This is a genomic window from Pseudomonas sp. A1230 (genome assembly GCF_044218825.1).
GTDB lineage: Bacteria > Pseudomonadota > Gammaproteobacteria > Pseudomonadales > Pseudomonadaceae > Aquipseudomonas > Aquipseudomonas iridis.
Genome location: NZ_CP162582.1, coordinates 4,512,942 through 4,538,244, shown reverse-complemented (window position 1 = coordinate 4,538,244; position 25,303 = coordinate 4,512,942). Strand labels below are relative to the sequence as shown.

At 59.8% G+C, this 25,303-nt stretch carries 20 protein-coding genes; 13 read left to right on the top strand and 7 right to left on the bottom strand.

Annotation, left to right across the window (positions count from 1 at the left end; genetic code table 11):
* Positions 1-31: 31 nt before the first annotated feature.
* Positions 32-976 (top strand): GlxA family transcriptional regulator, encoded by a 945-nt coding sequence (locus AB4P97_RS21275; RefSeq protein WP_042561464.1) that lies wholly within the window; start codon positions 32-34, stop codon positions 974-976.
* A 135-nt stretch (positions 977-1,111) separates the two neighbouring features.
* Here AB4P97_RS21275 and AB4P97_RS21270 read toward each other — a convergent pair whose 3' ends face one another.
* Both AB4P97_RS21270 and AB4P97_RS21265 read right to left on the bottom strand, forming a co-directional pair.
* Positions 1,112-1,528 carry a DUF3010 family protein gene (locus tag AB4P97_RS21270; RefSeq protein ID WP_395601575.1) on the bottom strand — a complete coding sequence of 139 codons (417 nt, stop codon included), beginning with the start codon at positions 1,526-1,528 and terminating at the stop codon, positions 1,112-1,114.
* Positions 1,529-1,575: 47 nt separating this feature from the next.
* Positions 1,576-1,977 (bottom strand): lysozyme inhibitor LprI family protein, encoded by a 402-nt coding sequence (locus AB4P97_RS21265; protein ID WP_047303846.1) that lies wholly within the window; start codon positions 1,975-1,977, stop codon positions 1,576-1,578.
* A gap of 234 nt (positions 1,978-2,211) precedes the next feature.
* Here AB4P97_RS21265 and AB4P97_RS21260 point away from each other — a divergent pair, with 234 nt between their 5' ends.
* From AB4P97_RS21260 to AB4P97_RS21235, 6 genes are all read left to right on the top strand, one after another.
* Entirely contained in the window at positions 2,212-3,189 is a 978-nt protein-coding gene (locus tag AB4P97_RS21260; RefSeq protein ID WP_034153590.1) for a dipeptidase, read from the top strand.
* Between the two features lie 105 nt (positions 3,190-3,294).
* The gene (locus AB4P97_RS21255) at positions 3,295-3,825 is read left to right on the top strand and encodes a DUF5943 domain-containing protein (RefSeq protein ID WP_047303843.1); all 531 of its coding nucleotides are present in this window, start codon (positions 3,295-3,297) and stop codon (positions 3,823-3,825) included.
* Between the two features lie 15 nt (positions 3,826-3,840).
* Positions 3,841-5,901 carry a dimethylglycine demethylation protein DgcA gene (gene dgcA / locus AB4P97_RS21250; protein ID WP_042561460.1) on the top strand — a complete coding sequence of 687 codons (2,061 nt, stop codon included), beginning with the start codon at positions 3,841-3,843 and terminating at the stop codon, positions 5,899-5,901.
* Positions 5,902-6,056: 155 nt separating this feature from the next.
* A complete protein-coding gene (gene dgcB / locus AB4P97_RS21245; RefSeq protein WP_047303841.1) occupies positions 6,057-8,006 on the top strand; it encodes a dimethylglycine demethylation protein DgcB in 1,950 nt (649 codons plus the stop codon).
* The gene (locus AB4P97_RS21240) at positions 8,006-9,226 is read left to right on the top strand and encodes an electron transfer flavoprotein subunit alpha/FixB family protein (RefSeq protein ID WP_395601574.1); all 1,221 of its coding nucleotides are present in this window, start codon (positions 8,006-8,008) and stop codon (positions 9,224-9,226) included. The genes dgcB and AB4P97_RS21240 overlap by 1 nt, the downstream gene beginning before the upstream one ends.
* A 9-nt stretch (positions 9,227-9,235) precedes the next feature.
* A complete protein-coding gene (locus tag AB4P97_RS21235) occupies positions 9,236-10,006 on the top strand; it encodes an electron transfer flavoprotein subunit beta (protein ID WP_395601573.1) in 771 nt (256 codons plus the stop codon).
* Positions 10,007-10,213: 207 nt separating this feature from the next.
* On the opposite strand, the gene AB4P97_RS21230 is transcribed toward AB4P97_RS21235, so the two are convergent.
* The 3 genes from AB4P97_RS21230 to gbcA form a co-directional block, all read right to left on the bottom strand.
* Entirely contained in the window at positions 10,214-11,740 is a 1,527-nt protein-coding gene (locus AB4P97_RS21230; protein ID WP_395601572.1) for a lytic polysaccharide monooxygenase, read from the bottom strand.
* A gap of 81 nt (positions 11,741-11,821) precedes the next feature.
* Positions 11,822-12,478, bottom strand: coding sequence for a prepilin-type N-terminal cleavage/methylation domain-containing protein (locus AB4P97_RS21225; RefSeq protein ID WP_395601571.1), 657 nt, complete (start codon positions 12,476-12,478; stop codon positions 11,822-11,824).
* Positions 12,479-13,304: 826 nt separating this feature from the next.
* Positions 13,305-14,600 (bottom strand): glycine-betaine demethylase subunit GbcA, encoded by a 1,296-nt coding sequence (gene gbcA, locus AB4P97_RS21220; RefSeq protein ID WP_042561455.1) that lies wholly within the window; start codon positions 14,598-14,600, stop codon positions 13,305-13,307.
* 296 nt (positions 14,601-14,896) lie between these two features.
* On the opposite strand from gbcA, the gene gbcB reads away from it, so the two are divergent.
* The gene (gbcB, locus tag AB4P97_RS21215; RefSeq protein ID WP_042561454.1) at positions 14,897-15,997 is read left to right on the top strand and encodes a glycine-betaine demethylase subunit GbcB; all 1,101 of its coding nucleotides are present in this window, start codon (positions 14,897-14,899) and stop codon (positions 15,995-15,997) included.
* A gap of 121 nt (positions 15,998-16,118) precedes the next feature.
* On the opposite strand, the gene AB4P97_RS21210 is transcribed toward gbcB, so the two are convergent.
* Both AB4P97_RS21210 and AB4P97_RS21205 read right to left on the bottom strand, forming a co-directional pair.
* The gene (locus tag AB4P97_RS21210; protein ID WP_042561453.1) at positions 16,119-16,943 is read right to left on the bottom strand and encodes an NAD(P)-dependent oxidoreductase; all 825 of its coding nucleotides are present in this window, start codon (positions 16,941-16,943) and stop codon (positions 16,119-16,121) included.
* Between the two features lie 191 nt (positions 16,944-17,134).
* Complete coding sequence (locus AB4P97_RS21205) at positions 17,135-18,175, bottom strand: low specificity L-threonine aldolase (RefSeq protein ID WP_395601570.1); 1,041 nt, start codon at positions 18,173-18,175, stop codon at positions 17,135-17,137.
* Positions 18,176-18,302: 127 nt separating this feature from the next.
* Here AB4P97_RS21205 and AB4P97_RS21200 point away from each other — a divergent pair, with 127 nt between their 5' ends.
* From AB4P97_RS21200 to AB4P97_RS21180, 5 genes are all read left to right on the top strand, one after another.
* Positions 18,303-19,013 (top strand): TraX family protein, encoded by a 711-nt coding sequence (locus AB4P97_RS21200; RefSeq protein ID WP_395601569.1) that lies wholly within the window; start codon positions 18,303-18,305, stop codon positions 19,011-19,013.
* A 274-nt stretch (positions 19,014-19,287) separates the two neighbouring features.
* A complete protein-coding gene (glyA, locus tag AB4P97_RS21195; RefSeq protein ID WP_042561450.1) occupies positions 19,288-20,541 on the top strand; it encodes a serine hydroxymethyltransferase in 1,254 nt (417 codons plus the stop codon).
* A 20-nt stretch (positions 20,542-20,561) separates the two neighbouring features.
* Positions 20,562-21,812 carry a sarcosine oxidase subunit beta gene (locus AB4P97_RS21190; protein ID WP_047303829.1) on the top strand — a complete coding sequence of 417 codons (1,251 nt, stop codon included), beginning with the start codon at positions 20,562-20,564 and terminating at the stop codon, positions 21,810-21,812.
* Positions 21,813-21,826: 14 nt separating this feature from the next.
* Positions 21,827-22,156 carry a sarcosine oxidase subunit delta gene (locus tag AB4P97_RS21185; protein WP_042561448.1) on the top strand — a complete coding sequence of 110 codons (330 nt, stop codon included), beginning with the start codon at positions 21,827-21,829 and terminating at the stop codon, positions 22,154-22,156.
* A complete protein-coding gene (locus AB4P97_RS21180; protein ID WP_339474388.1) occupies positions 22,153-25,170 on the top strand; it encodes a sarcosine oxidase subunit alpha in 3,018 nt (1,005 codons plus the stop codon). The genes AB4P97_RS21185 and AB4P97_RS21180 overlap by 4 nt, the downstream gene beginning before the upstream one ends.
* The last annotated feature ends 133 nt before the right edge of the window (positions 25,171-25,303 follow it).

The window sequence follows — 25,303 nt, the reverse complement described above, 5'->3', positions numbered from 1 at the left end:
GACCCACGCTACCCGCCAACCGAGTGCGCCCATGTCCCAGGATTTTTACTTTTTGCTGATGCCGGGGTTTTCCGCGATCGGCTTTATCTCCGCGATCGAACCGCTGCGGGTGGCCAACCGCTTTCGCGGCGAGCTGTACCGCTGGCATGTTCTGAGCGCCGATGGCGGGGCAGTGCTGGCGAGTAACGGCATGTCGGTCAATGCCGACGCTGCGCTGGAGCCGCTGAAGAAGGGCGCGACGCTGTTGGTGGTCGCCGGATTCGAACCGCTGAAATTCGCCACGCCGACGCTTGAGCACTGGCTGCGCCGCCTGGATAACGAAGGCGTCACCCTTGGCGCCATCGACACCGGCAGCTTCGTCCTGGCCGAGGCGGGCCTGCTTGAGGGCCATCGCCTGACCCTGCATTGGGAAGCCATCGATGCGTTCAAGGAATCTTATCCACAGCTCAGCGTGACGCAGGAGCTGTTCGAGATTGACCGGCGGCGCATCACCTCGGCCGGTGGCACCGCTTCCATCGATTTAATGCTCGACCTGATCGCCCAGGCCCACGGCCCGCAACTGGCGATCCAGGTCAGCGAGCAATTTGTGTTAGGCCGCATCCGCCCGCGCAAAGACCACCAGCGCATGGAGGTCGCCACGCGTTATGGCATCAGCAACAAGAAACTGGTGCAGGTGATTGGCGAGATGGAACAACACAGCGAACCGCCGCTGAGCACGCTGCAACTGGCGGAATCGATCAAGGTCACGCGGCGACAACTGGAGCGATTGTTCCGGCTGCATCTGAACGACACGCCGAGCAATTTCTATCTGCGCTTAAGGCTGGAGAAGGCTCGGCAGTTGTTGCGCCAGACGGATATGAGCGTGCTCGAAGTCAGCATTGCCTGCGGGTTTGAATCACCGTCGTATTTCACTCGCAGCTACCGGGCGAAGTTCGCACGCTGTCCGCGAGAAGACCGCCGTACTGCCCAAGCCTGATGGGGGCACAAAAACCAATGTGGGAGCGAGCCTGCTCGCGAATGCGGTGTGCCATTCAATACCACTGTCGACAGACAGATTGCATTCGCGAGCAGGCTCGCTCCCACAGTTGATTTGTATCGTCTGAAAGAATGCTTACTTCTTCACCAACGCCGAGCACGCCGCTTTATAAGCCTCATGCTGATACTTGTTCAGCGTCCCCGGCAGCTCGAAATTGTGCTTCTTGGCCTGTGCATTGATCGTCTGCGGCGACAGCAGCGTCACCTCACACCCATCGAGCAACTGAAACACATCCTCGATCTTGAACGTCGTCGGCCCACCGGCAAATTCACCCTTCTTGCTGCGCTTCTTGATCGCAATCCGGTCAATCGAGTTCTCCCGCACAAACGACGCGACCTGCGCGGCGAAGCGTTTGACGTTGGCTGCCTCGTCATCGTCTTCGAGGGCGATTTTCTTGGTGGCGAGAGGGATGTGGCTCAGGGTCGAACCGTCGAGAGCGGCCACGGCGATGATCGCTTCGCTGCCTTTGATTTCGATGCCGCAGATGTTCATGGGTGTCCTTTGATTAGCTATAGATGTGCAGCTTACAGATCAGACACTCACTCCTGACCAATCGACTCCAAAAACTCCGACCGCTCGTCACTCATCCGCGCCACGCAATCATTCTGCGCAATCGTAAAAGCCTTGCTCCCCGCCGTTGCCGGGAAGGCTTCTACCGCGCAATCCGCATCCCGCGTCTTCAGCCATTGCTGCTGGGCAGTTTTGAGTTTGGCGGTGATGTCAGCCAGTTGCGTCGGGTTCTTGCCGTATGCCGTTTGCATGCGTTCGGTGAGGCTGGCGTAGTTGTCCTTGAGCAGGTCTTCGGCCGCGGTGCGGCTGTAGGCTGAGCACTCCAGGGTCTGCACGTCGTTTTCGACTGCGTCGCACGGGTTGTTGTCGGACTCTTCGGCGGCGTGTACGCCGGTCGCAATCAGTGCCAGGGCCAGGAAGATCGATTTCATTGAGGTCGCCGCTCTCATCCAGTGGTGTATCCAAGATGCGGGGGATTCTGGCTCAAGCTTGCGGGCTTGAACAGGTGGCTGGTCGGGCCGCCTGATGACCCTTTGTCGCGGATTGACGCTTTCGGCAATTCCCCTGTCGTTTTTGCACCCGGTCGCCCGTGCACCGAGGCATATGCTGGCCCCAAAGCGCCGGCAGACGATTCGGCGCATGAATCGCCAATAAGGGGACGCCTGATGAGCCCAGCCGAATTACACGCCGACAGCATCGTTATCGACGGTCTGATCATTGCCAAATGGAACCGCGAGCTGTTCGAAGACATGCGCAAGGGCGGTCTGACGGCGGCCAACTGCACTGTGTCGGTGTGGGAAGGCTTTCAGGCGACCGTCAACAACATCGCCGCCAGCCAGAAGCTGATCCGCGAGAACAGCGACCTGGTGATGCCGGTGCGCACCACCGCCGACATCCGTCGCGCCAAGGAGCAGGGCAAGACCGGCATCCTCTTCGGCTTCCAGAATGCCCATGCGTTTGAAGACCAGATCGGCTATGTCGAGGTGTTCAAGCAGCTCGGCGTCGGCATCGTGCAGATGTGCTACAACACCCAGAACCTGGTCGGCACCGGTTGCTACGAGCGTGATGGCGGGCTGTCGGGTTTCGGTCGCGAGATCGTCGCCGAGATGAACCGCGTTGGCGTCATGTGCGACCTGTCCCACGTCGGTTCCAAGACTTCCGAAGAAGTCATCCTCGAATCGAAAAAACCGGTCTGCTACTCCCACTGCCTGCCGTCGGGGCTCAAGGAGCACCCGCGCAACAAGTCCGATGAAGAACTCAAATTCATTGCCGACCACGGTGGTTTCGTCGGCGTGACCATGTTCGCGCCGTTCCTCGCCAAGGGCATCGATTCGACCATCGACGACTACGCCGAAGCCATCGAATACGTGATGAACATCGTCGGCGAAGACGCCATCGGTATCGGCACCGATTTCACTCAGGGCCACGGCCAGGACTTTTTCGAATACCTGACCCACGACAAGGGCTACGCCCGCCGTCTGACCAGCTTCGGCAAGATCATCAACCCGCTGGGCATCCGCACTGTCGGCGAGTTCCCGAACCTGACTGAAACCCTGCTCAAGCGCGGCCATCCCGAACGTGTGGTGCGCAAGATCATGGGCGAAAACTGGGTCAACGTCTTGAAAGACGTCTGGGGCGAGTAACGCTTTCCAAGACCGCCGCCGAACTGCCCCCTCTCCTGTGGGAGAGGGCTGGGGTGAGGGCTGCGGCCAACACTGAATCTAAAACTTTTCTGGAGTTAAGTTTCCATGGCCAAGATCGCCCCGCAATTGCCTATCGAAGTCGACAGCGAAACCGGTGTCTGGACTTCCGACGCCCTGCCAATGCTGTACGTGCCGCGTCACTTTTTCGTCAATAACCACATGGGCATCGAGGAAGTGCTGGGCGCCGAAGCCTACGCCGAGATCCTCTACAAGGCCGGCTACAAATCTGCCTGGCACTGGTGCGAAAAAGAAGCTGAATGCCACGGCCTGGAGGGCGTTGCGGTGTTCGAGCACTACATGAAGCGCTTGTCGCAGCGCGGTTGGGGCCTGTTCAAGATTCAAGACATCGACCTCGATAAAGGCACCGCCAGCGTCAAGCTCGAGCACTCGGCGTTTGTCTACGTCTACGGCAAAGTCGGGCGCAAGGTCGACTACATGTTCACCGGCTGGTTTGCCGGCGCGATGGATCAAATTCTTGAGGCTCGCGGCAGCAAGATTCGCACGGTTGCCGAGCAAGTGTACGGTGGCTCCGAAGAAGGCCACGAAGACGGCTTGTTCACCGTCAAGCCGTTGTAAGTCGAGGAACCCGTCATGGCTTTCGAAGCAATGTTCCAGCCGATCCAGATCGGCAAACTGACCATCCGCAACCGTGTGCTCAGCACCGCGCACGCCGAGGTCTACGCGACTGACGGCGGCATGACCACCGACCGCTACGTCAAGTATTACGAAGAGAAAGCCAAGGGCGGCATCGGCCTGGCGATTTGCGGCGGTTCGTCCAGTGTGGCCATCGACAGCCCGCAAGGCTGGTGGAAATCGGTGAACCTGGCGGACGACCGGATTATCCCGCACTTCCAGAACCTGGCCGACGCCATGCACAAGCATGGCGCCAAGATCATGATCCAGATTACCCACATGGGTCGTCGCTCGCGTTGGGACGGCGAGCATTGGCCAACCCTGCTGTCGCCGTCGGGCATCCGCGAACCGGTGCACCGCGCGACCTGCAAAACCATCGAGCCGGAAGAAATCTGGCGGGTGATCGGCAACTACGCCACCGCTGCTGGCCGCGCCAAGGCCGGTGGTCTGGACGGCGTTGAGCTGTCCGCCGTGCACCAGCACATGATCGACCAGTTCTGGAGTCCGCGCGTCAACAAGCGCACCGATGAATGGGGCGGCAGTTTCGAGAACCGCATGCGTTTCGGTCTGGAAGTGCTCAAGGCTGTGCGCAAGGAAGTCGGCGACGATTTCTGCGTCGGCATCCGCTTGTGCGGCGACGAATTCCACCCGGACGGCTTGTCCCACGAGGACATGAAACAGATCGCCAAGTACTACGACGACACCGGCATGCTCGACTTCATCGGCGTGGTCGGTTCGGGTTGCGATACCCACAACACCCTGGCCAACGTTATCCCCAACATGAGTTATCCACCGGAGCCGTTTCTGCACTTGGCGGCCGGGATCAAAGAGGTGGTGAAAGCGCCGGTTCTGCATGCGCAGAACATCAAGGACCCGAACCAGGCCACCCGGATTCTTGAGGGCGGTTATGTCGATATGGTCGGCATGACCCGCGCGCACATCGCCGACCCGCACCTGATCGCCAAGATCAAGATGGGTCAGATCGACCAGATCAAACAGTGTGTGGGCGCCAACTATTGCATCGACCGTCAATACCAAGGTCTGGACGTGCTGTGCATCCAGAACGCCGCGACGTCCCGCGAATACATGGGCGTGCCGCACATCATCGAAAAATCCACCGGCATCAAGCGCAAAGTCGTGGTCGTCGGTGCCGGCCCGGCCGGGATGGAAGCGGCGCGTGTCTCAGCTGAACGCGGCCACGACGTGACGCTGTTCGAGAAGAAAGAATTCATCGGCGGGCAGATCACGACTGCATCGAAAGCACCGCAGCGCGACCAGATCGCCGGCATTACGCGCTGGTTCCAGTTGGAACTGGCGCGGCTGAAAGTCGACCTGCGTCTGGGCACTGCGGCTGATGCCGCGACGATCATGGATTTGCGTCCGGACGTCGTGGTGCTGGCGGTTGGCGGACATCCGTTTCTTGAGCAGAACGAACACTGGGGCGCGGCCGAAGGGTTGGTAGTCAGCAGTTGGGACGTGCTCGACGGCAAGGTTGCGCCGGGCAAGAACGTGCTGGTCTACGACACCATTTGCGAGTTCACCGGGATGTCGGTTGCCGACTTCCTTGCCGACAAGGGTAGCCAGGTCGAGATCGTCACCGACGACATCAAACCCGGCGTGGCCGTTGGCGGTACGTCGTTCCCGACTTACTACCGCAGCATGTATCCGAAAGAAGTGATCATGACCGGCGACATGATGCTGGAGAAGGTCTACCGCGAGGGCGACAAACTGATCGCGGTGCTGGAGAACGAATACACCGGTGCCAAAGAGGAGCGGGTGGTCGATCAGGTGGTCGTGGAAAACGGCGTGCGTCCGGACGAAGAGCTGTATTACGGGCTCAAGGAAGGATCGCGCAACAAGGGCCAGATCGATATCGATGCGTTGTTTGCGATCAAGCCGCAGCCATCGCTGAGTACCACGGGTGACGGCTACTTGCTGTTCCGCATCGGCGACTGCGTGGCGCAGCGCAACACACACGCCGCGATCTACGACGCACTGCGGTTGTGCAAGGATTTCTGACGGCTTGCACCAAACCCTGTGGGAGCGAGCCTGCTCGCGAATGCAATCTGTCAGTTGACGATGATGTCGACTGACTCACCGCTTTCGCGAGCAGGCTCGCTCCCACAGTAAAGCGGATCGTGTTTCTCCAGGTTGCACTGGTGGGAGCTTCACCTATGTTGAACACCCTTCTTCCAATCCTGTTGTTCGCAGCCCTGGGCCTCGCTGTCCTTGGCGCGTTGCGGCGGGTGGCGATGTGGCGTCGAGGCCGGGCCTCGAAGGTCGATCTGATCGGCGGCCTGCTGGCCATGCCCAAGCGGTACATGGTCGATCTTCACCATGTGGTGGCGCGGGACAAATACATCGCCAATACCCACGTGGCCACGGCCGGCGGCGCGGTGGCGTCGATTGTGCTGGCGATTCTGGTGCATGGCTTTGGCCTGCATAACCGCATCCTCGGTTACGCCTTGCTGCTGATGTCGGCGGTGATGTTCGTCGGCGCGATCTTCGTTTACCTGCGCCGGCGCAACCCGCCGGCACGGTTGTCGAAAGGCCCGTGGATGCGCCTGCCGAAAAGCCTGCTGGCCTTCTCGGCGTCATTCTTTCTGGTGACGTTGCCGGTGGCCGGGATACTCCCGGAGAACTTCGGTGGCTGGCTGCTGGCAGTGATTCTCGGGATTGGCGTGCTGTGGGGCGTTTCGGAATTGCTCTTCGGCATGACCTGGGGCGGGCCGATGAAGCACGCCTTCGCTGGCGCGCTGCATCTGGCCTGGCACCGTCGTGCCGAACGTTTCGGCGGCGGTCGTTCCACCGGTTTGAAACCGCTGGACCTCAACGACCCGAGCGCACCGCTGGGCGTGGAAAAACCCAAGGATTTCACCTGGAACCAGTTGCTCGGTTTTGACGCCTGCGTGCAGTGCGGCAAGTGTGAAGCCGCGTGCCCGGCGTTCGCTGCCGGCCAGCCGCTGAACCCGAAAAAACTGATTCAGGACATGGTCGTCGGCCTCGCTGGCGGCACCGATGCCAAGTTCGCTGGCAGCCCTTATCCAGGCAAACCAGTCGGCGAGCATTCAGGCAATCCGCATCAACCGATCGTCAACGGTCTGGTCGATGCCGAGACCCTGTGGTCATGCACCACCTGCCGCGCCTGCGTGGAGGAGTGCCCGATGATGATCGAGCACGTCGACGCTATCGTCGACATGCGCCGCCACCTCACCCTGGAAAAAGGCGCAACACCGAACAAGGGCGCCGAGGTGCTGGAAAACCTCATCGCCACCGACAACCCCGGTGGTTTCGCACCGGGCGGGCGGATGAACTGGGCGGCGGATTTGAACCTGAACCTGCTCAGCGAAAAAAAATCCACCGACGTGCTGTTCTGGGTCGGCGACGGCGCCTTCGACATGCGCAACCAGCGTACCTTGCGCGCCTTCGTCAAAGTGCTGAAGGCAGCGAAAGTCGACTTCGCCGTGCTCGGTCTTGAGGAACGCGACAGCGGCGACGTGGCCCGCCGTCTCGGCGACGAAGCGACGTTCCAGCAGCTCGCCAAACGCAATATCCAGACCTTGGCCAAATACAGTTTCAACCGCATCGTCACCTGTGATCCGCACAGTTTTCATGTGCTGAAAAACGAGTACGGCGCGTTCGACGGCAATTACCTGGTGCAGCACCACAGCACCTACATGGCGGAAATCATTCAGGCGGGCGCGCTCAACCTCGGGCAGCACAAAGGCAACAGCGTGACCTATCACGATCCATGCTATCTCGGCCGCTACAACGGTGAGTACGAAGCGCCGCGTGAAGTGCTGCGTGCGCTCGGTATCGAAGTCAAAGAGATGCAACGTTCGGGCTTCCGTTCGCGCTGCTGCGGCGGCGGTGGCGGCGCGCCGATCACCGACATTCCGGGAAAACAGCGTATCCCCGACATGCGCATGGACGACATCCGCGAAACCGGTGCTGAACTGGTGGCCGTGGGTTGTCCACAGTGCACGGCGATGCTCGAAGGCGTGGTCGAACCGCGTCCACTGATCAAGGACATTGCCGAACTGGTCGCCGATGCGCTGCTCGAAGACGCCGCGCCAAGCAAGCCGACCACGCCGGCCAAACGTGAACCCGCGGAGGCCCACTGATGAGCGACATTATCCGCCGCGATCCGCGCGCCGAATGGATCGCCCGCAACCGACTGCATCCGCTGCACGCGGCGATGCAACCGGCACAACACAGCTGGATGGGGCCGAACGGCGTCATCCGTAAAAACCTGCACGGCATCGGTTTTATTGGCCCCAACGGCATCAAGCGTATCGACCGCAGCGGCGCGCAACAGGGCGGGGCGACTAAGCGTTCCGCCGCCGTAGAGGTGCAATTGCCGCTGCATCAGGTGCCGGCCCCGGCGTTCTACATCAGCGTGGTGCCGGACATGGTCGGTGGCCGCTTGAGCAGCCACGACCGCGACTTGCTGGGTCTTGCCCATGAGTTGGCCGGCAAGGATGGGGCGGTGTTGGCGGTGGTGTTCGGCGAGCACAAGGAAAGCGCATTTGCCACGGCGGGCGTTGACCGCTTGCTGGTACTCGATGGCGAAGAATTCAGCGGTTATGCACCGGAACAACGGGTGCAGGGCCTGCGGGCTGTGGATAACCAGTTCAGTCCGCGTCACTGGCTGCTGCCGGACAGTCGCAGCGGTGGCGGTGAACTCGGCCGTCGCTTTGCTGCAGCGTTGGGAGAACGCCCGGCCACACGGGTCTGGCAGGTCAAGGATGAGCAATGCATCGGCCGCGCCGGTGCGGGGCTGCAAGACCTGGCGCGTCCGGTCGCTCGATTGATTCTGGCCTCGGCCGAATGCGCAGAACCGGTCAGCGAAACTCGCCACGAAGCGCTGCCCGTGGAGTTATCCACAAGCGTCGCGCGCAGCTTGTCGCGAATCGAGGATCTGGGCGCGGTGGCGGTGGACCCTGCGGCCATTCCGATGGCCGAGGCCGAGTTCATCTTCTCTGGCGGTAACGGGGTCAAGGACTGGGCGCTGTTCCACCAGACTGCTGCCGCACTGGGTGCCACCGAAGGCGCTTCGCGGGTGGCGGTGGACGACGGCTACATGGCGCGTGATCGTCAGGTTGGCGCGTCCGGTACCTGGGTCACTGCGCGGGTGTATGTGGCGGTGGGGATTTCCGGCGCGATCCAGCATCTGCAAGGCATTGGCGCCTGCGACAAAGTGGTGGCGATCAACCTCGACCCGGGTTGCGACATGATCAAACGTGCCGACCTGTCAGTGATCGGTGAGAGCGCAGAGATTCTTCAAGCCTTGATCGCGGCGGTAGCGGCCTACCGCAACGACGCCAAGCGCGATGCGGCTTAAGGAAACGCTATGAACACGAAAATCATCAGTCTGGTTTCAATCGGCGCCCACCCGACATCCGGCCGCCCACGCCGGGCGGAGCAGGATGCACGGGCAGTGGAACTGGGTTTGCAACTGGCTGGGGATAACCTGCAAGTGCTGCACGCCGGCGATGTCGCGGAACCCGCATTGCGCGCCTATCTGGGCATGGGCCTGGAGCAGATGCACGTGCTGGAACAACCCGCCGGTGCCGATGCATTGCCGGCGCTGACCGCCTATTTGCGTGATGCCGGTGCGCAGGTGGTGCTGACCGGTAGCCAGGCGGAAACCGGTGAAGGTTCGGGGATTCTGCCGTTTCTGCTGGCCGAAGGTCTGGGCTGGCCACTGGTGGTTGGATTGGCCCAGGTCGAGTCGATCAATGATGGTTCGGCATTGGTGTTGCAAGCGCTACCGCGTGGGCAACGTCGCCGGTTGAAGGTGAAATTACCATTTCTGGCGACTGTGGATAACGCAGCGCCGAAGCCTCGGCAGAGTGCTTATGGGCCGGCGCGGCGTGGGCAGTTGGAGGCTGATGACGTCGAAGTTATCGATGATGAGCTTTTGTCTGTCGCCACGCTGCAACCGGCCAAGCCGCGGCCGAAGCGCTTGAAAGTGATCAAGGCCAAGAGCGGTGCTGATCGGATGAAGGCTGCTACGGCCAAGGCCAGTGGTGGCGGGGGGCAGGTGCTCAAAGGCGTGAGCGCCGAAGACGGCGCCCAGGCGATTCTCAAGCTGCTGATCGAAGAGGGTGTGGTCCGTTAACTCAAGGACATGCCAACCCACGCAGGAGTTGGCTTGCCGACGATAGCGGCACAACAGTCAAAATATAACTGACTGATACACCGCCATCGCCGGCAAACTGATCTTCATGTGGATAACGCTCCCTACCCGTTGCAGTTCAAGTCCATCGTCCACAGTGGTGTTGCTCGAAATAAGGCGCCATGCGACGTGTACTTGCGCACTGATGATTCATTCAACTTCATCCCAGGCATCTTTCCACGAAGAGCCTGCCCCTGGGGCATAAGCCCACGCGGCGCCGGCACACCAGGCAGTGACAGGTTCGGGTTTGCACTGATAGTTTTTGCCCGCGTTAGTCACGATATCGCCGGCCCTATACGGGGTGCCTTCTTTGTAGGCCGGGTACTCTCCGCCGTCGCTGGCTGGCGTCACGGTAAATTCGAACTCCGCTTGGTCCGTTTTGCCATTTTTCGGATCGCGAACATTCAAGCGGGCCGTGAACTTGCGTGGCTGTGTGACGGGTAATGCGATGCCGCTGACAGTCGGGCCGTCCTGTGCGCCTGTCATCCCTGGAACGGCCCACTGAAAGAGCAGGGCACCATTACTTGCCGATGATGACGTGCCGTTGAACGTAAAAGGTTGCCCCGTCTTCAATGTCGCAGGCCCGGTGATGCGCGCGACCGGTGGCGCCGGATTAACAGGGCCTGGATCCTCGCCTGCAATGATCGACATGGCCTGGCTGTAACCTTTTTGAGTGGCATAAGTCGAGTTGCTTGAAGGGTTCTGCACGTTGTAAGTGACGGTCGAACCCTGCAACTCGCCAATTCTGGCGATAGCGGGGTCGACCTGGTCAGCTATTTCCTTGCCCCATCGAGCAGGCGGTAAATTAGCTGCGCTGATTTTATGGATGATATCGACCAGCTCTTTTTTTGCCCCATCGTTACCGAAGATCCGAAAGTGCACAGAATCACCAGGCTTGAGGGCACCCATGTCGCCGTTGATAAAGCTGCCGATATTGTGAGGTTCTTCGGGTACACCTCCACCTTTGAAACTCACGTCTGAACACGAAATGAAAAACTCGCCATTCGGGTCGTTTCGTATCCAGATGCCGACAACCAGCCCATTCCCTGAAAGCCCGTCAGGGATAGTTCTGACTATTTCGAAATATCCTGATGCGCCGGGTAGTCTGGGTGGCGTCAGCCAGTTTGTTTTTGCGACGGTGAAGACTTCTTCCTGGCCCAACTGCACCAGATCGCCCCACTTTAGTTTGTCAGTCGCCGAATCGAAGCCTTGTTTACTGGTAAATGCATAGAACCTGCTGGGTACATGGGGTGCGGTGCCAATAAGTCGCAGGGTCAGTGCCTGCCCGGCTACAACGTCAGTCTTGGTCCAGTAGGGTGTGGGGTAATCCAGGCTGGCCTTTCTGGGGTCATTCGCGGCGCAGATCTGGTCATCTTTGATAATGGCCTTGATCTGATCCAACGATGGATTATCAATCTCCGGGATGTGTGCAACCTCATTCCATTGTTGGGCGGCGAATACTCTTTCGGCAGGGGTATTAAAGAGTTTGGCTGATTCGCGGCAACCTTTATCGACGATGGAGGAACCATCCTCTGATTGCCAGTAGCCTCCGGTAGCCTGGCAGTTCACCGCACGTGATGCCGGGAAATCCAGGGCGCCATGTGCCCAACTCAAGGTCGGCGCCAAACACAAAGCTGCCAGCGTCCATTTGAGAACTCCTTTTGTGTATTTATTCATGCTTTAGTCCACCTTCAATTCAGATAAACAAGTTCCGAACTGCTGGAACGATCAGTGTGCTTGTTCAATTGGCATTATTGGTTAGCGGATCTCCACGGGAGTGATGCAAGTTGCAGAGTTGTTCTGCCCAGGGCCAGACAGAAACATCCACCCTTGATTACAGCCTTGCCCTGTAAAGCTGTGATTGATGACTGAAAGTTGATTGGCTCGAATGGCTTGTCGCCCGCCACCCCGGCCGGCAGTGCCGGCCAGTGGGCAAGCAAAGGCCCGGCGCAGGTAGCGGCGCTCCAGCAGGGTTTGCAGAGAGTCAGGGGGGCGATAGGGGTTCAGTGTCAGGCGAATGGAGGACGAGTAATTGCGCAGCACGGCTTGCCGGGCTTTGGTGTGTTGGCGCAAGTGACGGGGCATGCCCTTCTCGACTAATGCCTGAAGAGAGGGCGGGTGACCGCTGTCGCTGATAGTTTTTTCAATACGACTGTCGTGGCTGGCTTCTTTGCAGGAGTCAATCGCACGGCGTTTTTCCCGCAACGAACGTTGCAGGTCAAGTCCCCGGTTGCGTTTATCCATCAACGCCGTCAGCGGATAAGCCACTGTCGAAAGCGTGGCCTGTAAGGCCAACGTCAGTAGTAATTCAATCAGCGTAAAACCTTTGGCGCAGTGATGGCTGGGCGTGCCCTGCCACATCACTGGTCTTCCTCCTTTTATAACGCCAAGGACTTCTGCATTAACCCAGGCCATTGGATATAACTGCAAAAGTGAGTGTAGATGAACTTTTCGCCCGAGTATTTTTGCGCAATTTCAATCAAGCAGCATGTTACTCACAATCGCTGTGCACACGCTTGTGGATAAGTTGTTCGCGGTTCTCTGTAGGGCACGTAAAACAGGGCCTGTAGCCTGCTGTATGAAAACTGATCAGGCTAACCCACGGTTTTTACGGGTTTTTTTGTGTGGATAAGGCTCCTGCTTATTTTCGATTTGCCCCCAAAGTCTGTTGGCGTTTCTGTGGATAAGATGTTCGCTATTGGCCACAGGCCTTGTATATAAAGGCTTTAAGACATTTGGTCAAATAGTGATCAATGTGCTGCGGAATACCAATTAAAACCCTGAAAGCCTCGGTTTATGACGGTTTGGCGTGGTTTTCCACAGAGTCGGTAAAGTTACCCCCGATCTCTGTTGGCGCTTCTGTGGATAAGGTGTTCGTCATCCTCTGCAAGCCATACAAAACGCTGCATACAGAGATATGGTCAAAAAACGTTCAATAGTCATCGCAAACCATGCTTTTGCATAAGTCACGGTTTTTCTTCACAAATCAGTGGGTTATTTTTCGAGTCATCCACAGTTGTCCCCATTTGCTGTGGGTGGGTATGTGGATAAGTTGTTTGCGGAAGGCTGGGGGGCTTGGCGGGTATGGTGTGTGGCGTGATTGATCAAAATTCATTCAATTGCAACGGAGCAGAGTCCCAGGACGCCATCGCTGGCAGGCCAGCTCCTGAAGGCTTCGGGGGTTCACAACTTATGTGTACACCGCAGAACCCTGTGGGAGCTGGCTTGCCAGTGATGCTTTTTATCCTTGAACGGGCACACCCTTGAGATACGGCGCAGGCTCAGCCCCAAGGTTGCTCAACAACCGCTCGCTGTACCAATCGACGAAATTCACCACACCAAACTCATAGGTCTTCGAGTACGGCCCCGGCTGGTAAGCCGTGGAGTTGATCCCGCGCTGGTTCTCTTCGGCCAGACGCCGATCCTGATCATTGGTCGCATCCCACACCTGGCGCATGCGTTCTACGTCGTAATCGACGCCTTCAACCGCATCCTTGTGCACGATCCACTTAGTGGTAACCAGGGTTTCCTGGGCGCTGATCGGCCACACGGTGAAGACGATGATGTGATCGCCCATGCAGTGGTTCCACGAGTGCGGCAGGTGCAGGATGCGCATTGAGCCGAGATCCGGGTTCTTGATGCGGCCCATCAGTTTGGCGCAGCCCTGTTTGCCGTCGAGGGTCATCGACACGGTGCCCTTGAGCAGCGGCATGCGCACGATGCGGTTGCGCAGGCCGAAACTGGCGTGGGCGTACGGGATCTTTTCGGCTTCCCAGGCTGCGGCGGAGGCTGCGACGTGATCCTTGAACGCCTGATCGGCGCGCGGGTCGGTGACGTCGTCCCACTCCAGCAGGGTTTTCAGCAGTTCCGGGTGCGAGGCGTTGCAGTGGTAGCACTCGCGATTGTTTTCCAGCACCAGTTTCCAGTTGGCCTTTTCCACCAGGGTGGTGGTGATTGCCACCTTGGTGTTCTCCATGTCGTACGGTTCCATGTAGTGGTTCAGCGTCGACAGGAAGTCATCGATGGCCGGTGGATTCTCCGCCAGGCTGATAAAGATGTAGCCGCCAGCTGTCTTTACGTTCACCGGTTTGAGGCCGTACTGCTTCATGTCGAAGTCGGCGCCCATTTCGGTACCGGCGAACAGCAGGCGACCGTCCAGCTCATAGGTCCACTGGTGGTAGTGGCAGACCAGTTTGGCGACCTTGCCCTTTTCACTGGTGCACAGGCGCGAGCCACGGTGGCGGCAGACGTTATGGAACGCATGCACCACACCTTCGGCGCCACGGATGACGATGATCGGGTTTTTGCCGACCTGCAGGGTCAGGTAGTTGCCCTTGGTCGGGATTTCGCAGGTCATGCCGGCGATCAACCACTCTTTCTGGAAGATCTCCTGCATGTCGATATCGAACAGCCGCTCGTCGCTGTAGAACGGTTGCGGCAGCGAGAAGGTGCGCTCGCGCTCCTGCAACATTTGGGCGGTGGCCTTGCGTGCGGGTTCCAGCGGATCGCCCAGGCTGATTTTTGCGGTGACGTCCATCGATGTGATCCTCATGGCCATCTGCGTGGCCGGCGAAAGTGGCTAATCAGGTGTGCTGCTAACGGTTGCTACGCAAGGTGTAAAGAATCTGTCTTGGTGTTGGGGCGAGTGTGGGCCCGGCGCAGTGCGGAACCTTATCCATGGGCGACATGGTGCAATCTGTTCCCGACGCGCAACCCCCGGTGGTTGGGGGCTGGTCGCGATAAGTATGCCGATGTCGCGGATAGGTAAACGGGCGGTCTGCGCTATACGCAGAATCGCCACATGAAGGCCGACAGTCGGCCGTGGAGAACAGCATGTCCAACAGCTTCCTGAATCCGGTCACCACCCAGACCTGGGCCAATGGTCGACACATTGTCCGTTGCGTCAAAGTCATCCAGGAAACCTGGGACGTGCGCACCTTCTGCTTCATGGCCGATCAGCCGATCCTGTTCTTTTTCAAGCCCGGGCAGTTCGTCACCCTGGAGCTGGAAATCGAAGGCCAGCCGATCATGCGTTCGTACACCATTTCCAGTTCGCCGTCGGTGCCTTACAGCTTTTCGGTGACGATCAAACGGGTGCCGGGTGGCAAGGTTTCCAACTGGTTGCACGACACGCTGCATGAAGGCCAGGAGCTGGCGGTGCACGGGCCGGTCGGGCTGTTCAATGCCATGGACTATCCGAGTCCGAAAGTCCTGTACCTCAGCGGCGGCGTCGGTATTACGCCGTGCATGTCGATGGCGCGCTGGTTCTACGACACCAACGCCAACGTCGACATGACCTTTGTCCACAGCGCGCGCTCGCCCAAAGACATCATTTACCACCGCGAGCTGGAACACATGGCCTCGCGGATCGACAACTTCAGCCTGCACCTGATCTGTGAGAAGCACGGCTTGGGTGAGCCGTGGGCCGGGTATCGCGGTTACCTCAATCACAAGATGCTCGAATTGATGGTGCCGGACTTCCTCGAGCGCGAAGTGTTCTGCTGCGGGCCGACGCCGTACATGCACGCCGTCAAGCGGCTGCTGGAAGCCGCCGGTTACGACATGTCGCGCTACCACGAAGAATCCTTCGGTGCCACGCCACCCGAGGCTCGCGCCGATGCTGTCGAACAGGCCGAGCAGGCAGCCGACGCCCCGGAAATCGACGCGGCGGATCTGCATCAGGTGGAATTCACTTCGTCCGGCAAGAGCATTCGTGTGGCACCGGGCGAGACCGTGCATGCGGCGGCGGCCAAGCTCGGCCTGATGATCCCGAAAGCCTGCGGCATGGGGATTTGCGGGACGTGCAAGGTGCTCAAGCTTGGGGGCGAAGTGGAGATGGAGCACAACGGCGGGATTACCGAGGACGACGAGGCGGAAGGATTTATCTTGTCGTGCTGCAGCGTGCCGAAGGGCGACGTGCGCATCGAGTTCTAAAGATTGGCGCAAATCCAATGTGGGAGCGAGCCTGCTCGCGAATGCGATGTGTCATTCAGCGTCTGCGTTTTCTGAAACGGCCTATTCGCGAGCAGGCTCGCTCCCACAGGGGTTATGGATTTCAATCTACGAAGAGGTCGGGCATCAGGGTTGCGTCGCTGTCCGGCTCGAAGCGATAGTGATTGAATTCGCTCACACCGCTCTCGCGCAAAATCTCCTCATCAATCAGCAATCGCCCCGTGATCTGCCGCTTGCTGCTACTCAAAATCACATACGCCGCATCCGCCATGATCTCGGGCGTGCGCGCATGCTTGAACGACTCTCTGTTGCCCAACTGAAACTCAATCGCTGCCGTGGCAATCATTGTCTGCGGCCACAGTGAGTTGACGCTGATCCCGTACCCGGCGAATTCCTCGCTCATGCCCAGTGTCAGCATGCTCATGCCGTATTTGGTCACGGTGTACGGGCTGTACTGGGCGAACCACTTGGTCGCCAGGTTCAGTGGCGGCGACAGGTTGAGAATGTGCCCGGCGGATTTCTTCAGATAGGGCAGGGCGGCCTGGCTGCACAGCAGCACTGCACGGGTGTTGATCTGGTGCATCAGGTCGAAACGCTTGAGTTCGATGTGTTGCACGCCGGTCAATTTGATCGCCCCGGCGTTGTTCACCAGCGCATCGATGCTGCCGAAATGTTCGTTGGCCTGCGCCAACGCCTGGCGCACTGCGTCGTCGTCACGCACATCCAGTTGCAACGCCAAGGCTTTGCCGCCCGCCGCTTCGACTTCCGCGGCGACGCTGTGGATGGTGCCGGGCAACTTGGCGTGGGGTTCGGCGCTTTTCGCCGCAATGACAACATTTGCTCCGTCCCTGGCGGCTCGCAGCGCAATCTCACGGCCAATGCCACGGCTGGCGCCGGTGATGAACAGGGTTTTGCCTTGTAACGACATGCCGATGCTCCTGCTTATTGTTATGTGAGCGGAGGGCTCGACAGACAATGTAGACCAAGCGCAGAAAGGCAATCGACGAAGGGGCCGTGTAGGAGTTGCCGCAGGCTGCGATCTTTTGATTCTGTTTTTAGGATCAAGATCAAAAGATCGCAGCCTGCGGCAGCTCCTACAGGGAGAGGGGTTGTGTCAGGTCAGGCGCTCATGACTTCGCGGATGTCACGGGCCAGTTCGCGTACGCGCTCTTCCTCGGTATCCCACGAGCACATGAAACGTGCCCCGCCCTTGCCAATGAAGGTGTAGAAGCGCCAGCCGCGTTCGGTCAGCGCGGCAATGGCCGGTTCGGACAGTTGCAGGAACACGCCGTTGGCCTGGACCGGGAACATCAGCTCGACGCCCGGAATGTCGCTGACCAGTTCGGCCAGCAGTTGTGCGCAGTGGTTGGCGTGGCGGGCGTATTTGAGCCAGGCGTCGTTTTCGAGGATGCCCACCCACGGTGCCGACAGAAAGCGCATCTTCGAGGCCAGTTGTCCGGCCTGTTTGCAGCGGTAATCGAAGTCTTCGGCCAGTTTGTGGTTGAAGAACAGGATCGCTTCACCGACCGCCATGCCGTTTTTGGTGCCACCAAAACACAACACATCAACACCGGCCTTCCAGGTCAGATCCGCTGGCGAGCAGCCGAGGAACGCGCAGGCGTTGGAGAAACGCGCACCGTCCATGTGCAGGTTCAGGCCCAGCTCTTTGCAGGTGACGCTGATGGCGCGGATTTCTTCCGGGGTGTAGACGCTACCGACTTCAGTGGCCTGGGTCAGGGTCACGACACGCGGTTTAGGGTAGTGAATGTCCTGACGCTTGAGCGCGACTTCGCGGATCGAGGCCGGGGTGATCTTGCCGTTTTCAGTGCCGGCGATCAGCAGTTTCGAGCCGTTGGAGAAGAATTCCGGGGCGCCACATTCGTCGGTTTCGACGTGGGCGGTTTCCGAGCAGATCACGCTGTGATAACTCTGGCACAGCGACGACAGGGCCAGCGAGTTGGCGGCGGTGCCGTTGAAGGCGAAGAAGACTTCGCAATCGGTGTCGAACAGCTTGCGGAAATGGTCGGCCGCGCGAGCGGTCCATTCATCGTCGCCGTAAGCACGTTGGTGGCCGTGGTTGGCCTGTTCCATGGCAGCCCAGGCTTCAGGGCAAATACCGGAATAGTTGTCGCTGGCGAATTGTTGGCTCTTGTCGGTCATGGCCGGCTTCCGTGATCGAAACGCTTGTGGCGCTTCGTTGGTCAATGATGGTGCGCACTTTACCGAAGATCTTCCGGGGAGCACACGAGATGTCGCTGTCAAAACTCTACAAGGACACGGGCCGATTATGCACCTGAGCAATCGCGACGGCGCGCTGGATCTGCTCAAGTGGCTGGCACTGTTGAGCATGTTGCTCGATCACCTGCGATATGTCGGGTTCTCCGTCGATTGGCTGTATGTGCCTGGGCGGTTGGCGTTTCCATGGTTTTGTCTGGCAATGGCGGCGAATCTTGATCGTGCGGGTGCGCGCAAGACCGAGTGGCGGTATCTGGGCTGGTTGCTGTTGTTCAGCCTGGTCAGCGAGATTCCGTATCGGTTGTACATTCCTGATCCCGACACGTTGAACGTGATGCCGACGCTGGCGTTGGGATTGCTGGTGGCGCGAGGCTGGCAGGATCGGGCCTTGGCATCGCGATTGCTCGGCGCCGGCGCGTTGCTGCTTTCTGCGTTGTTCTCGGAACGGCTGATGTTCGGTTTCTTTGGTGTTTTGCTGCCGCTGGCGACGTTGTGGGTGATTCGTCGCCCGTGGTATTTCGCGGTGTTGCCGGGGCTGGTGTGCCTGGCGGCGAATCAGTGGCGGGTGTTGGTTGAATCTGCGCGGTTCGGCAATGAGTTGGCGATCTTCGGCCTTATCATTTGCCTGATTGCGCCATGGCTGGGAATGTTCCTGTTGCGACATGCCCGGTCACTTTATCCGCCACCCATGCGCCGCTGGGCGTACGCCCTCTATCCGGGCCATTTCCTCCTGCTACTACTTATCCGCCAGATCGCCGCCTAACCCTGTGGGAGCTGGCTTGCCAGCGATAGCGGTGCGTCAGCCTCCATCAATGCAAGATGTGCCACCGCCATCGCTGGCAAGCCAGCTCCCACAGGGTTCTCCAGTGTTTTTGAGATCGAGTCTGGCAAGGGCTTTTCCCGCCATGTCGTAAACGCACCTTTGCGTGGCGTCCGTAGGCATTTGAGCTGTCTGCGCCGGTCATACCATCGCATCAAAGGGCACGCAGGTGCCTGACCGAGACGAATGGCGCACCGCCGCCGCTGGGAGAGACGCGATGTTCAGCAAGCAAGACCAGATCCAGGGTTACGACGATGCACTGCTGGCGGCGATGAATGCCGAGGAGCAACGTCAGGAAGATCACATCGAGCTGATCGCGTCGGAGAACTACACCAGCAAACGCGTGATGCAAGCCCAGGGCAGCGGCCTCACCAACAAATACGCCGAAGGCTATCCGGGCAAGCGCTACTACGGCGGCTGCGAGCATGTGGATAAAGTCGAAGCGCTGGCCATCGAGCGCGCCAAGCAACTGTTCGGCGCCGATTACGCCAACGTCCAGCCGCACTCCGGTTCCTCGGCCAACAGCGCCGTGTACCTGGCGTTGATCCAGCCGGGCGACACCATTCTGGGCATGAGCCTGGCCCACGGTGGTCACTTGACCCACGGCGCCAAAGTGTCGTCCTCGGGCAAGCTCTATAACGCCGTGCAGTACGGGATCAACACCGATACCGGCCTGATCGATTACGACGAGGTCGAGCGTCTGGCCGTCGAGTGCCAGCCGAAAATGATCATCGCCGGCTTCTCGGCTTACTCCAAGACGCTGGATTTCCCGCGCTTCCGCCAGATCGCCGACAAGGTCGGTGCGCTGCTGTTCGTCGACATGGCTCACGTCGCCGGTCTGGTCGCGGCCGGTCTGTACCCGAATCCGCTGCCGTACGCTGATGTGGTCACCACCACCACGCACAAAACCCTGCGCGGCCCGCGTGGTGGCTTGATCCTGGCCAAGTCCAACGAAGAAATTGAAAAGAAACTCAACTCTGCGGTGTTCCCTGGCGCTCAGGGTGGCCCGCTGATGCACGTCATCGCCGGTAAAGCCGTGTGCTTCAAGGAAGCGCTGGAGCCTGGTTTCAAGGCATATCAGCAACAAGTGATCGACAACGCCCAGGCGATGGCGAGCGTATTTATCAAACGTGGCTACGATGTAGTGTCCGGCGGTACTGACAACCATCTGTTCCTGGTCAGCCTGATCCGTCAGGGCCTGACCGGCAAAGACGCCGATGCCGCCCTCGGCCGTGCACACATCACCGTCAACAAGAACGCGGTGCCGAACGATCCGCAGTCGCCGTTCGTGACGTCCGGTCTGCGCATCGGCACCCCGGCCGTCACGACTCGCGGCTTCAAAGTGACGCAGTGCACTGAACTGGCCGGCTGGATCTGCGACATCCTCGATAACCTTGGCGATGCCGATGTTGAGGCGGATGTGGCGAAAAACGTCGCGGCCCTGTGCGCTGACTTCCCGGTTTATCGCTGAGCGTTCTGGAGTACATGACTATGCAACGCTATTCGGGCTTCGGCCTCTTCAAACACTCGCTCAGCCACCACGAAAACTGGCAGAAAATGTGGCGCACGCCGACCCCGAAAAAGGTCTACGACGTGGTCATCGTCGGCGGCGGCGGGCACGGTCTGGCAACTGCTTATTACCTGGCAAAAGAGCACGGCATCACCAACGTCGCCGTGGTCGAGAAAGGCTGGCTGGGCGGCGGTAACACCGCGCGCAACACCACCATCGTGCGTTCCAACTATCTGTGGGACGAGTCGGCGCATCTGTACGAACACGCGATGAAATTGTGGGAAGGCCTGTCGCAGGACTTGAACTACAACGTGATGTTCTCCCAGCGCGGCGTCTACAACCTGTGCCACACCTTGCAGGATATCCGCGATTCCGAACGCCGGGTCAGCGCCAACCGCCTCAACGGCGTCGATGGCGAGTTGCTCAACACTGAGCAAGTCGCCAACGAGATTCCGTACCTCGATTGCTCGAAAAACACTCGCTACCCAGTGCTCGGCGCAACCGTCCAGCGTCGCGGCGGCGTCGCCCGTCACGATGCCGTGGCGTGGGGCTTTGCCCGTGCCGCTGATGCTTTGGGCGTGGACTTGATCCAACAGACCGAAGTCATCGGTTTCCGCAAAGAAAACGGTGTGTGCATCGGCGTTGAAACCAACAAGGGTTTCATCGGCGCCAAGCGCGTCGGCGTGGTGACGGCCGGTAACTCCGGGCACATGGCCAAACTCGCCGGTTTCCGTCTGCCAATCGAATCCCACCCGCTGCAAGCACTGGTGTCCGAGCCGATCAAACCGATTATCGACAGCGTGATCATGTCCAACGCCGTGCACGGTTACATCAGCCAGTCCGACAAGGGCGACCTGGTGATCGGCGCCGGTATCGACGGCTACAACGGTTACGGTCAGCGCGGTTCGTACCCGGTGATCGAGCACACCATTCAGGCCATCGTCGAGATGTTCCCGGTGTTGTCCCGTGTGCGCATGAACCGCCAGTGGGGCGGCATCGTCGACACCACGCCGGATGCGTGCCCGATCATTTCGAAAACCCCGGTGCCGAACATGTTCTTCAACTGCGGTTGGGGCACCGGTGGCTTCAAGGCAACACCTGGCTCGGGCAACGTGTTTGCCGCGAGCCTGGCCAAGGGTGAAATGCACCCGTTGGCCGCACCTTTCTCCATCGACCGTTTCCACAACGGTGCGTTGATCGATGAACACGGCGCTGCTGCGGTTGCCCACTAACAGGAGAAATCCCCATGTTGCATATCTTCTGTCCTCACTGCGGCGAGCTGCGCTCCGAAGAGGAATTCCACGCATCCGGTCAGGCGCACATTCCGCGTCCGCTGGACCCTGCAAGCTGCACCGATGCGGAGTGGGGCGACTACATGTTCTTCCGCGATAACCCACGCGGTCTGCACCACGAGCTGTGGGATCACGTCGCCGGTTGCCGCCAGTACTTCAACGTCACCCGCGACACCGTGACCTACGAGATTCTCGAAACCTACAAGATCGGCACCAAGCCGCAATTCACCGACAAGGCTGATGCTGCGAAAACAGCCACGACGGCGCTGGGAGAGAAGGTATGAGCCAGACCAATCGCCTGTCCAACGGTGGACGGATCGACCGCAACAAAGTGCTGAGCTTCACCTTCAACGGTCAGAGCTACAAAGGCTTCGAGGGTGACTCGCTGGCCTCGGCGCTGATCGCCAACGGCGTCGACATCATTGGCCGCAGCTTCAAGTATTCGCGCCCACGCGGCATCTTTGCTGCCGGTGCCGAAGAGCCGAACGCGGTGCTGCAGATCGGTGCTACCGAAGCCACGCAGATCCCCAACGTGCGCGCCACGCAACAGGCGCTGTATCAGGGTCTGGTTGCGACCAGCACCAACGGCTGGCCGAGCGTCAACAACGACATGATGGGGATTCTCGGCAAGGTCGGCGGCAAGCTGATGCCGCCGGGTTTCTACTACAAAACTTTCATGTACCCGCAATCGTTCTGGATGACTTACGAGAAGTACATTCGTAAGGCTGCAGGTCTTGGCCGCTCGCCGACCGAGAATGATCCGGACACCTACGACTACATGAACCAGCACTGCGACGTGCTGATTGTTGGCGGTGGCCCGGCCGGTCTCGCTGCAGCACTGGCCGCTGCGCGTAGCGGTGCTCGCGTGATCCTCGCCGATGAGCAGGAAGAGTTTGGCGGCAGCCTGCTTGATTCGCGCGAAAGCCTCGACGGCAAGCCTGCGTTGGAGTGGGTCGCCAGCGTCATCACCGAACTGAAAAACACCCCGGACGTGCTGATCCTGCCGCGCGCCACGGTCAACGGTTACCACGACCACAACTTCCTGACCATTCACGAACGCCTCACCGATCACCTCGGCGACCGTGCGCCAATCGGTCAGGTGCGTCAGCGCATCCACCGCGTTCGCGCCAAGCGTGTGGTGCTGGCCACTGGCGCTTGCGAGCGTCCGCTGGTCTACGGCAACAACGATGTGCCGGGCAACATGCTCGCCGGTGCGGTATCGACTTACGTGCGCCGTTACGGCGTGGCGCCGGGCAAGAAACTGGTCCTCAGCACCAACAACGATCACGCCTACCGCGTGGCGCTCGATTGGCTCGACGCCAGCCTGCAAGTGGTGGCCATCGCCGATGCGCGCAGTAATCCGCGTGGCGCCTTGGTTGAAGAGGCTCGCGCCAAAGGCATCCGCATCCTCACCGGCAGCGCCGTGATCGAGACCCGAGGCAGCAAGCGCGTCACTGCTGCCCGCGTCGCCGCGATTGATGTCAAAGCGCACGCCGTGACCAGTCCGGGCGAATGGCTCGACTGCGACGTGGTCGCCAGCTCCGGCGGCTACAGCCCGGTGGTTCACCTGGCCTCGCACTTGGGCGGCAAGCCGACCTGGCGTGAAGACATCCTCGGTTTCGTACCGGGCGAAGCACCGCAGAAACGCGTGTGCGTCGGTGGCATCAACGGTGTCTACGGTCTCGGCGATTCGCTGGCTGACGGTTTTGAAGGTGGCGTGCGCGCCGCTGCCGAAGCCGGTTTCCAGACCGTTGAGGGCGTGCTGCCAAAAGCCTTGAGCCGTCACGAAGAGCCGACGCTGGCGCTGTTCCAGGTGCCGCATGAGAAGGGCACCGCACGGGCGCCGAAGCAATTCGTCGACCTGCAAAACGATGTGACCGCCGCCGCCATCGAACTGGCGACTCGCGAAGGTTTCGAGTCGGTCGAGCACGTCAAACGCTATACCGCGCTGGGCTTCGGCACCGATCAGGGCAAACTGGGCAACGTCAACGGTCTGGCCATCGCCGCCCGTTCGCTGAACGTGACCATCCCGCAGATGGGCACCACGATGTTCCGCCCGAACTACACGCCAGTGACTTTCGGCGCGATCGCCGGCCGCCACTGCGGGCATATCTTCGAGCCGGTGCGTTATACCGCACTGCATCAATGGCACCTGAAAAACGGCGCCGAGTTCGAAGACGTCGGCCAGTGGAAGCGTCCGTGGTACTTCCCGAAAAACGGCGAAGACCTGCATGCCGCTGTGAAGCGCGAATGCAAAGCCGTGCGCGACAGCGTCGGCCTGCTCGACGCCTCGACGCTGGGCAAGATCGACATTCAAGGCCCGGATGCCCGCGAGTTCCTTAACCGCGTGTACACCAACGCCTGGACCAAACTCGATGTGGGCAAGGCCCGTTACGGTTTGATGTGCAAAGAAGACGGCATGGTCTTCGACGACGGCGTGACGGCTTGCCTGGCGGACAACCATTTCGTCATGACCACCACCACTGGCGGCGCCGCTCGCGTGCTGCAATGGCTGGAGCTGTACCACCAGACCGAATGGCCGGACATGAAGGTGTACTTCACCTCCGTGACCGACCACTGGGCGACCATGACCCTGTCCGGCCCGAACAGCCGCAAGCTGCTCAGCGCTGTCACCGATATCGATTTGAGCAACGAAGCGTTCCCGTTCATGACGTGGAAAGAAGGCGAGGTCGGCGGCGTGCCTGCGCGGGTGTTCCGCATCTCGTTCACCGGTGAGCTGTCGTACGAAGTCAACGTGCAGGCCGACTACGCGATGGGCGTGCTGGAGAAAATCGTCGAGGCGGGCAAACAGTACAACCTGACGCCGTATGGCACCGAAACCATGCACGTCCTGCGCGCCGAGAAGGGTTTCATCATCGTCGGCCAGGACACTGACGGCTCGATGACCCCGGACGACTTGAACATGGGCTGGTGTGTCGGTCGCACCAAACCGTTCTCGTGGATCGGCCAGCGCGGCATGAACCGTGAAGACTGCGTGCGTGATCAGCGCAAGCAGTTGGTCGGCCTGAAGCCGATCGATCCGACCAAATGGCTGCCGGAAGGTGCGCAGTTGGTGTTCAACACTAAACAGACGATCCCGATGACCATGGTCGGCCACGTGACTTCCAGCTATGCGCACAACTCCCTGGGCTATTCGTTTGCGATGGGCGTGGTGAAGGGCGGTTTGAAGCGTCTTGGCGAGCGGGTGTTTGCACCGTTGGCGGACGGCAGCGTGATCGAGGCGGAAATCGTTTCTTCGGTGTTCTTCGATCCGAAGGGTGATCGCCAGAACATTTGATGGTCTCGAGAACTGTGGGCGGGCGGCTATTCGCGAGCAGGCTCGCTCCCACATTCGACCGTGTTCACCTGTGAAGGCGAGCCTGCTCGCGAAAGCGGCAGATCAGCCACCACAGGAACCAACAGAATTCAGC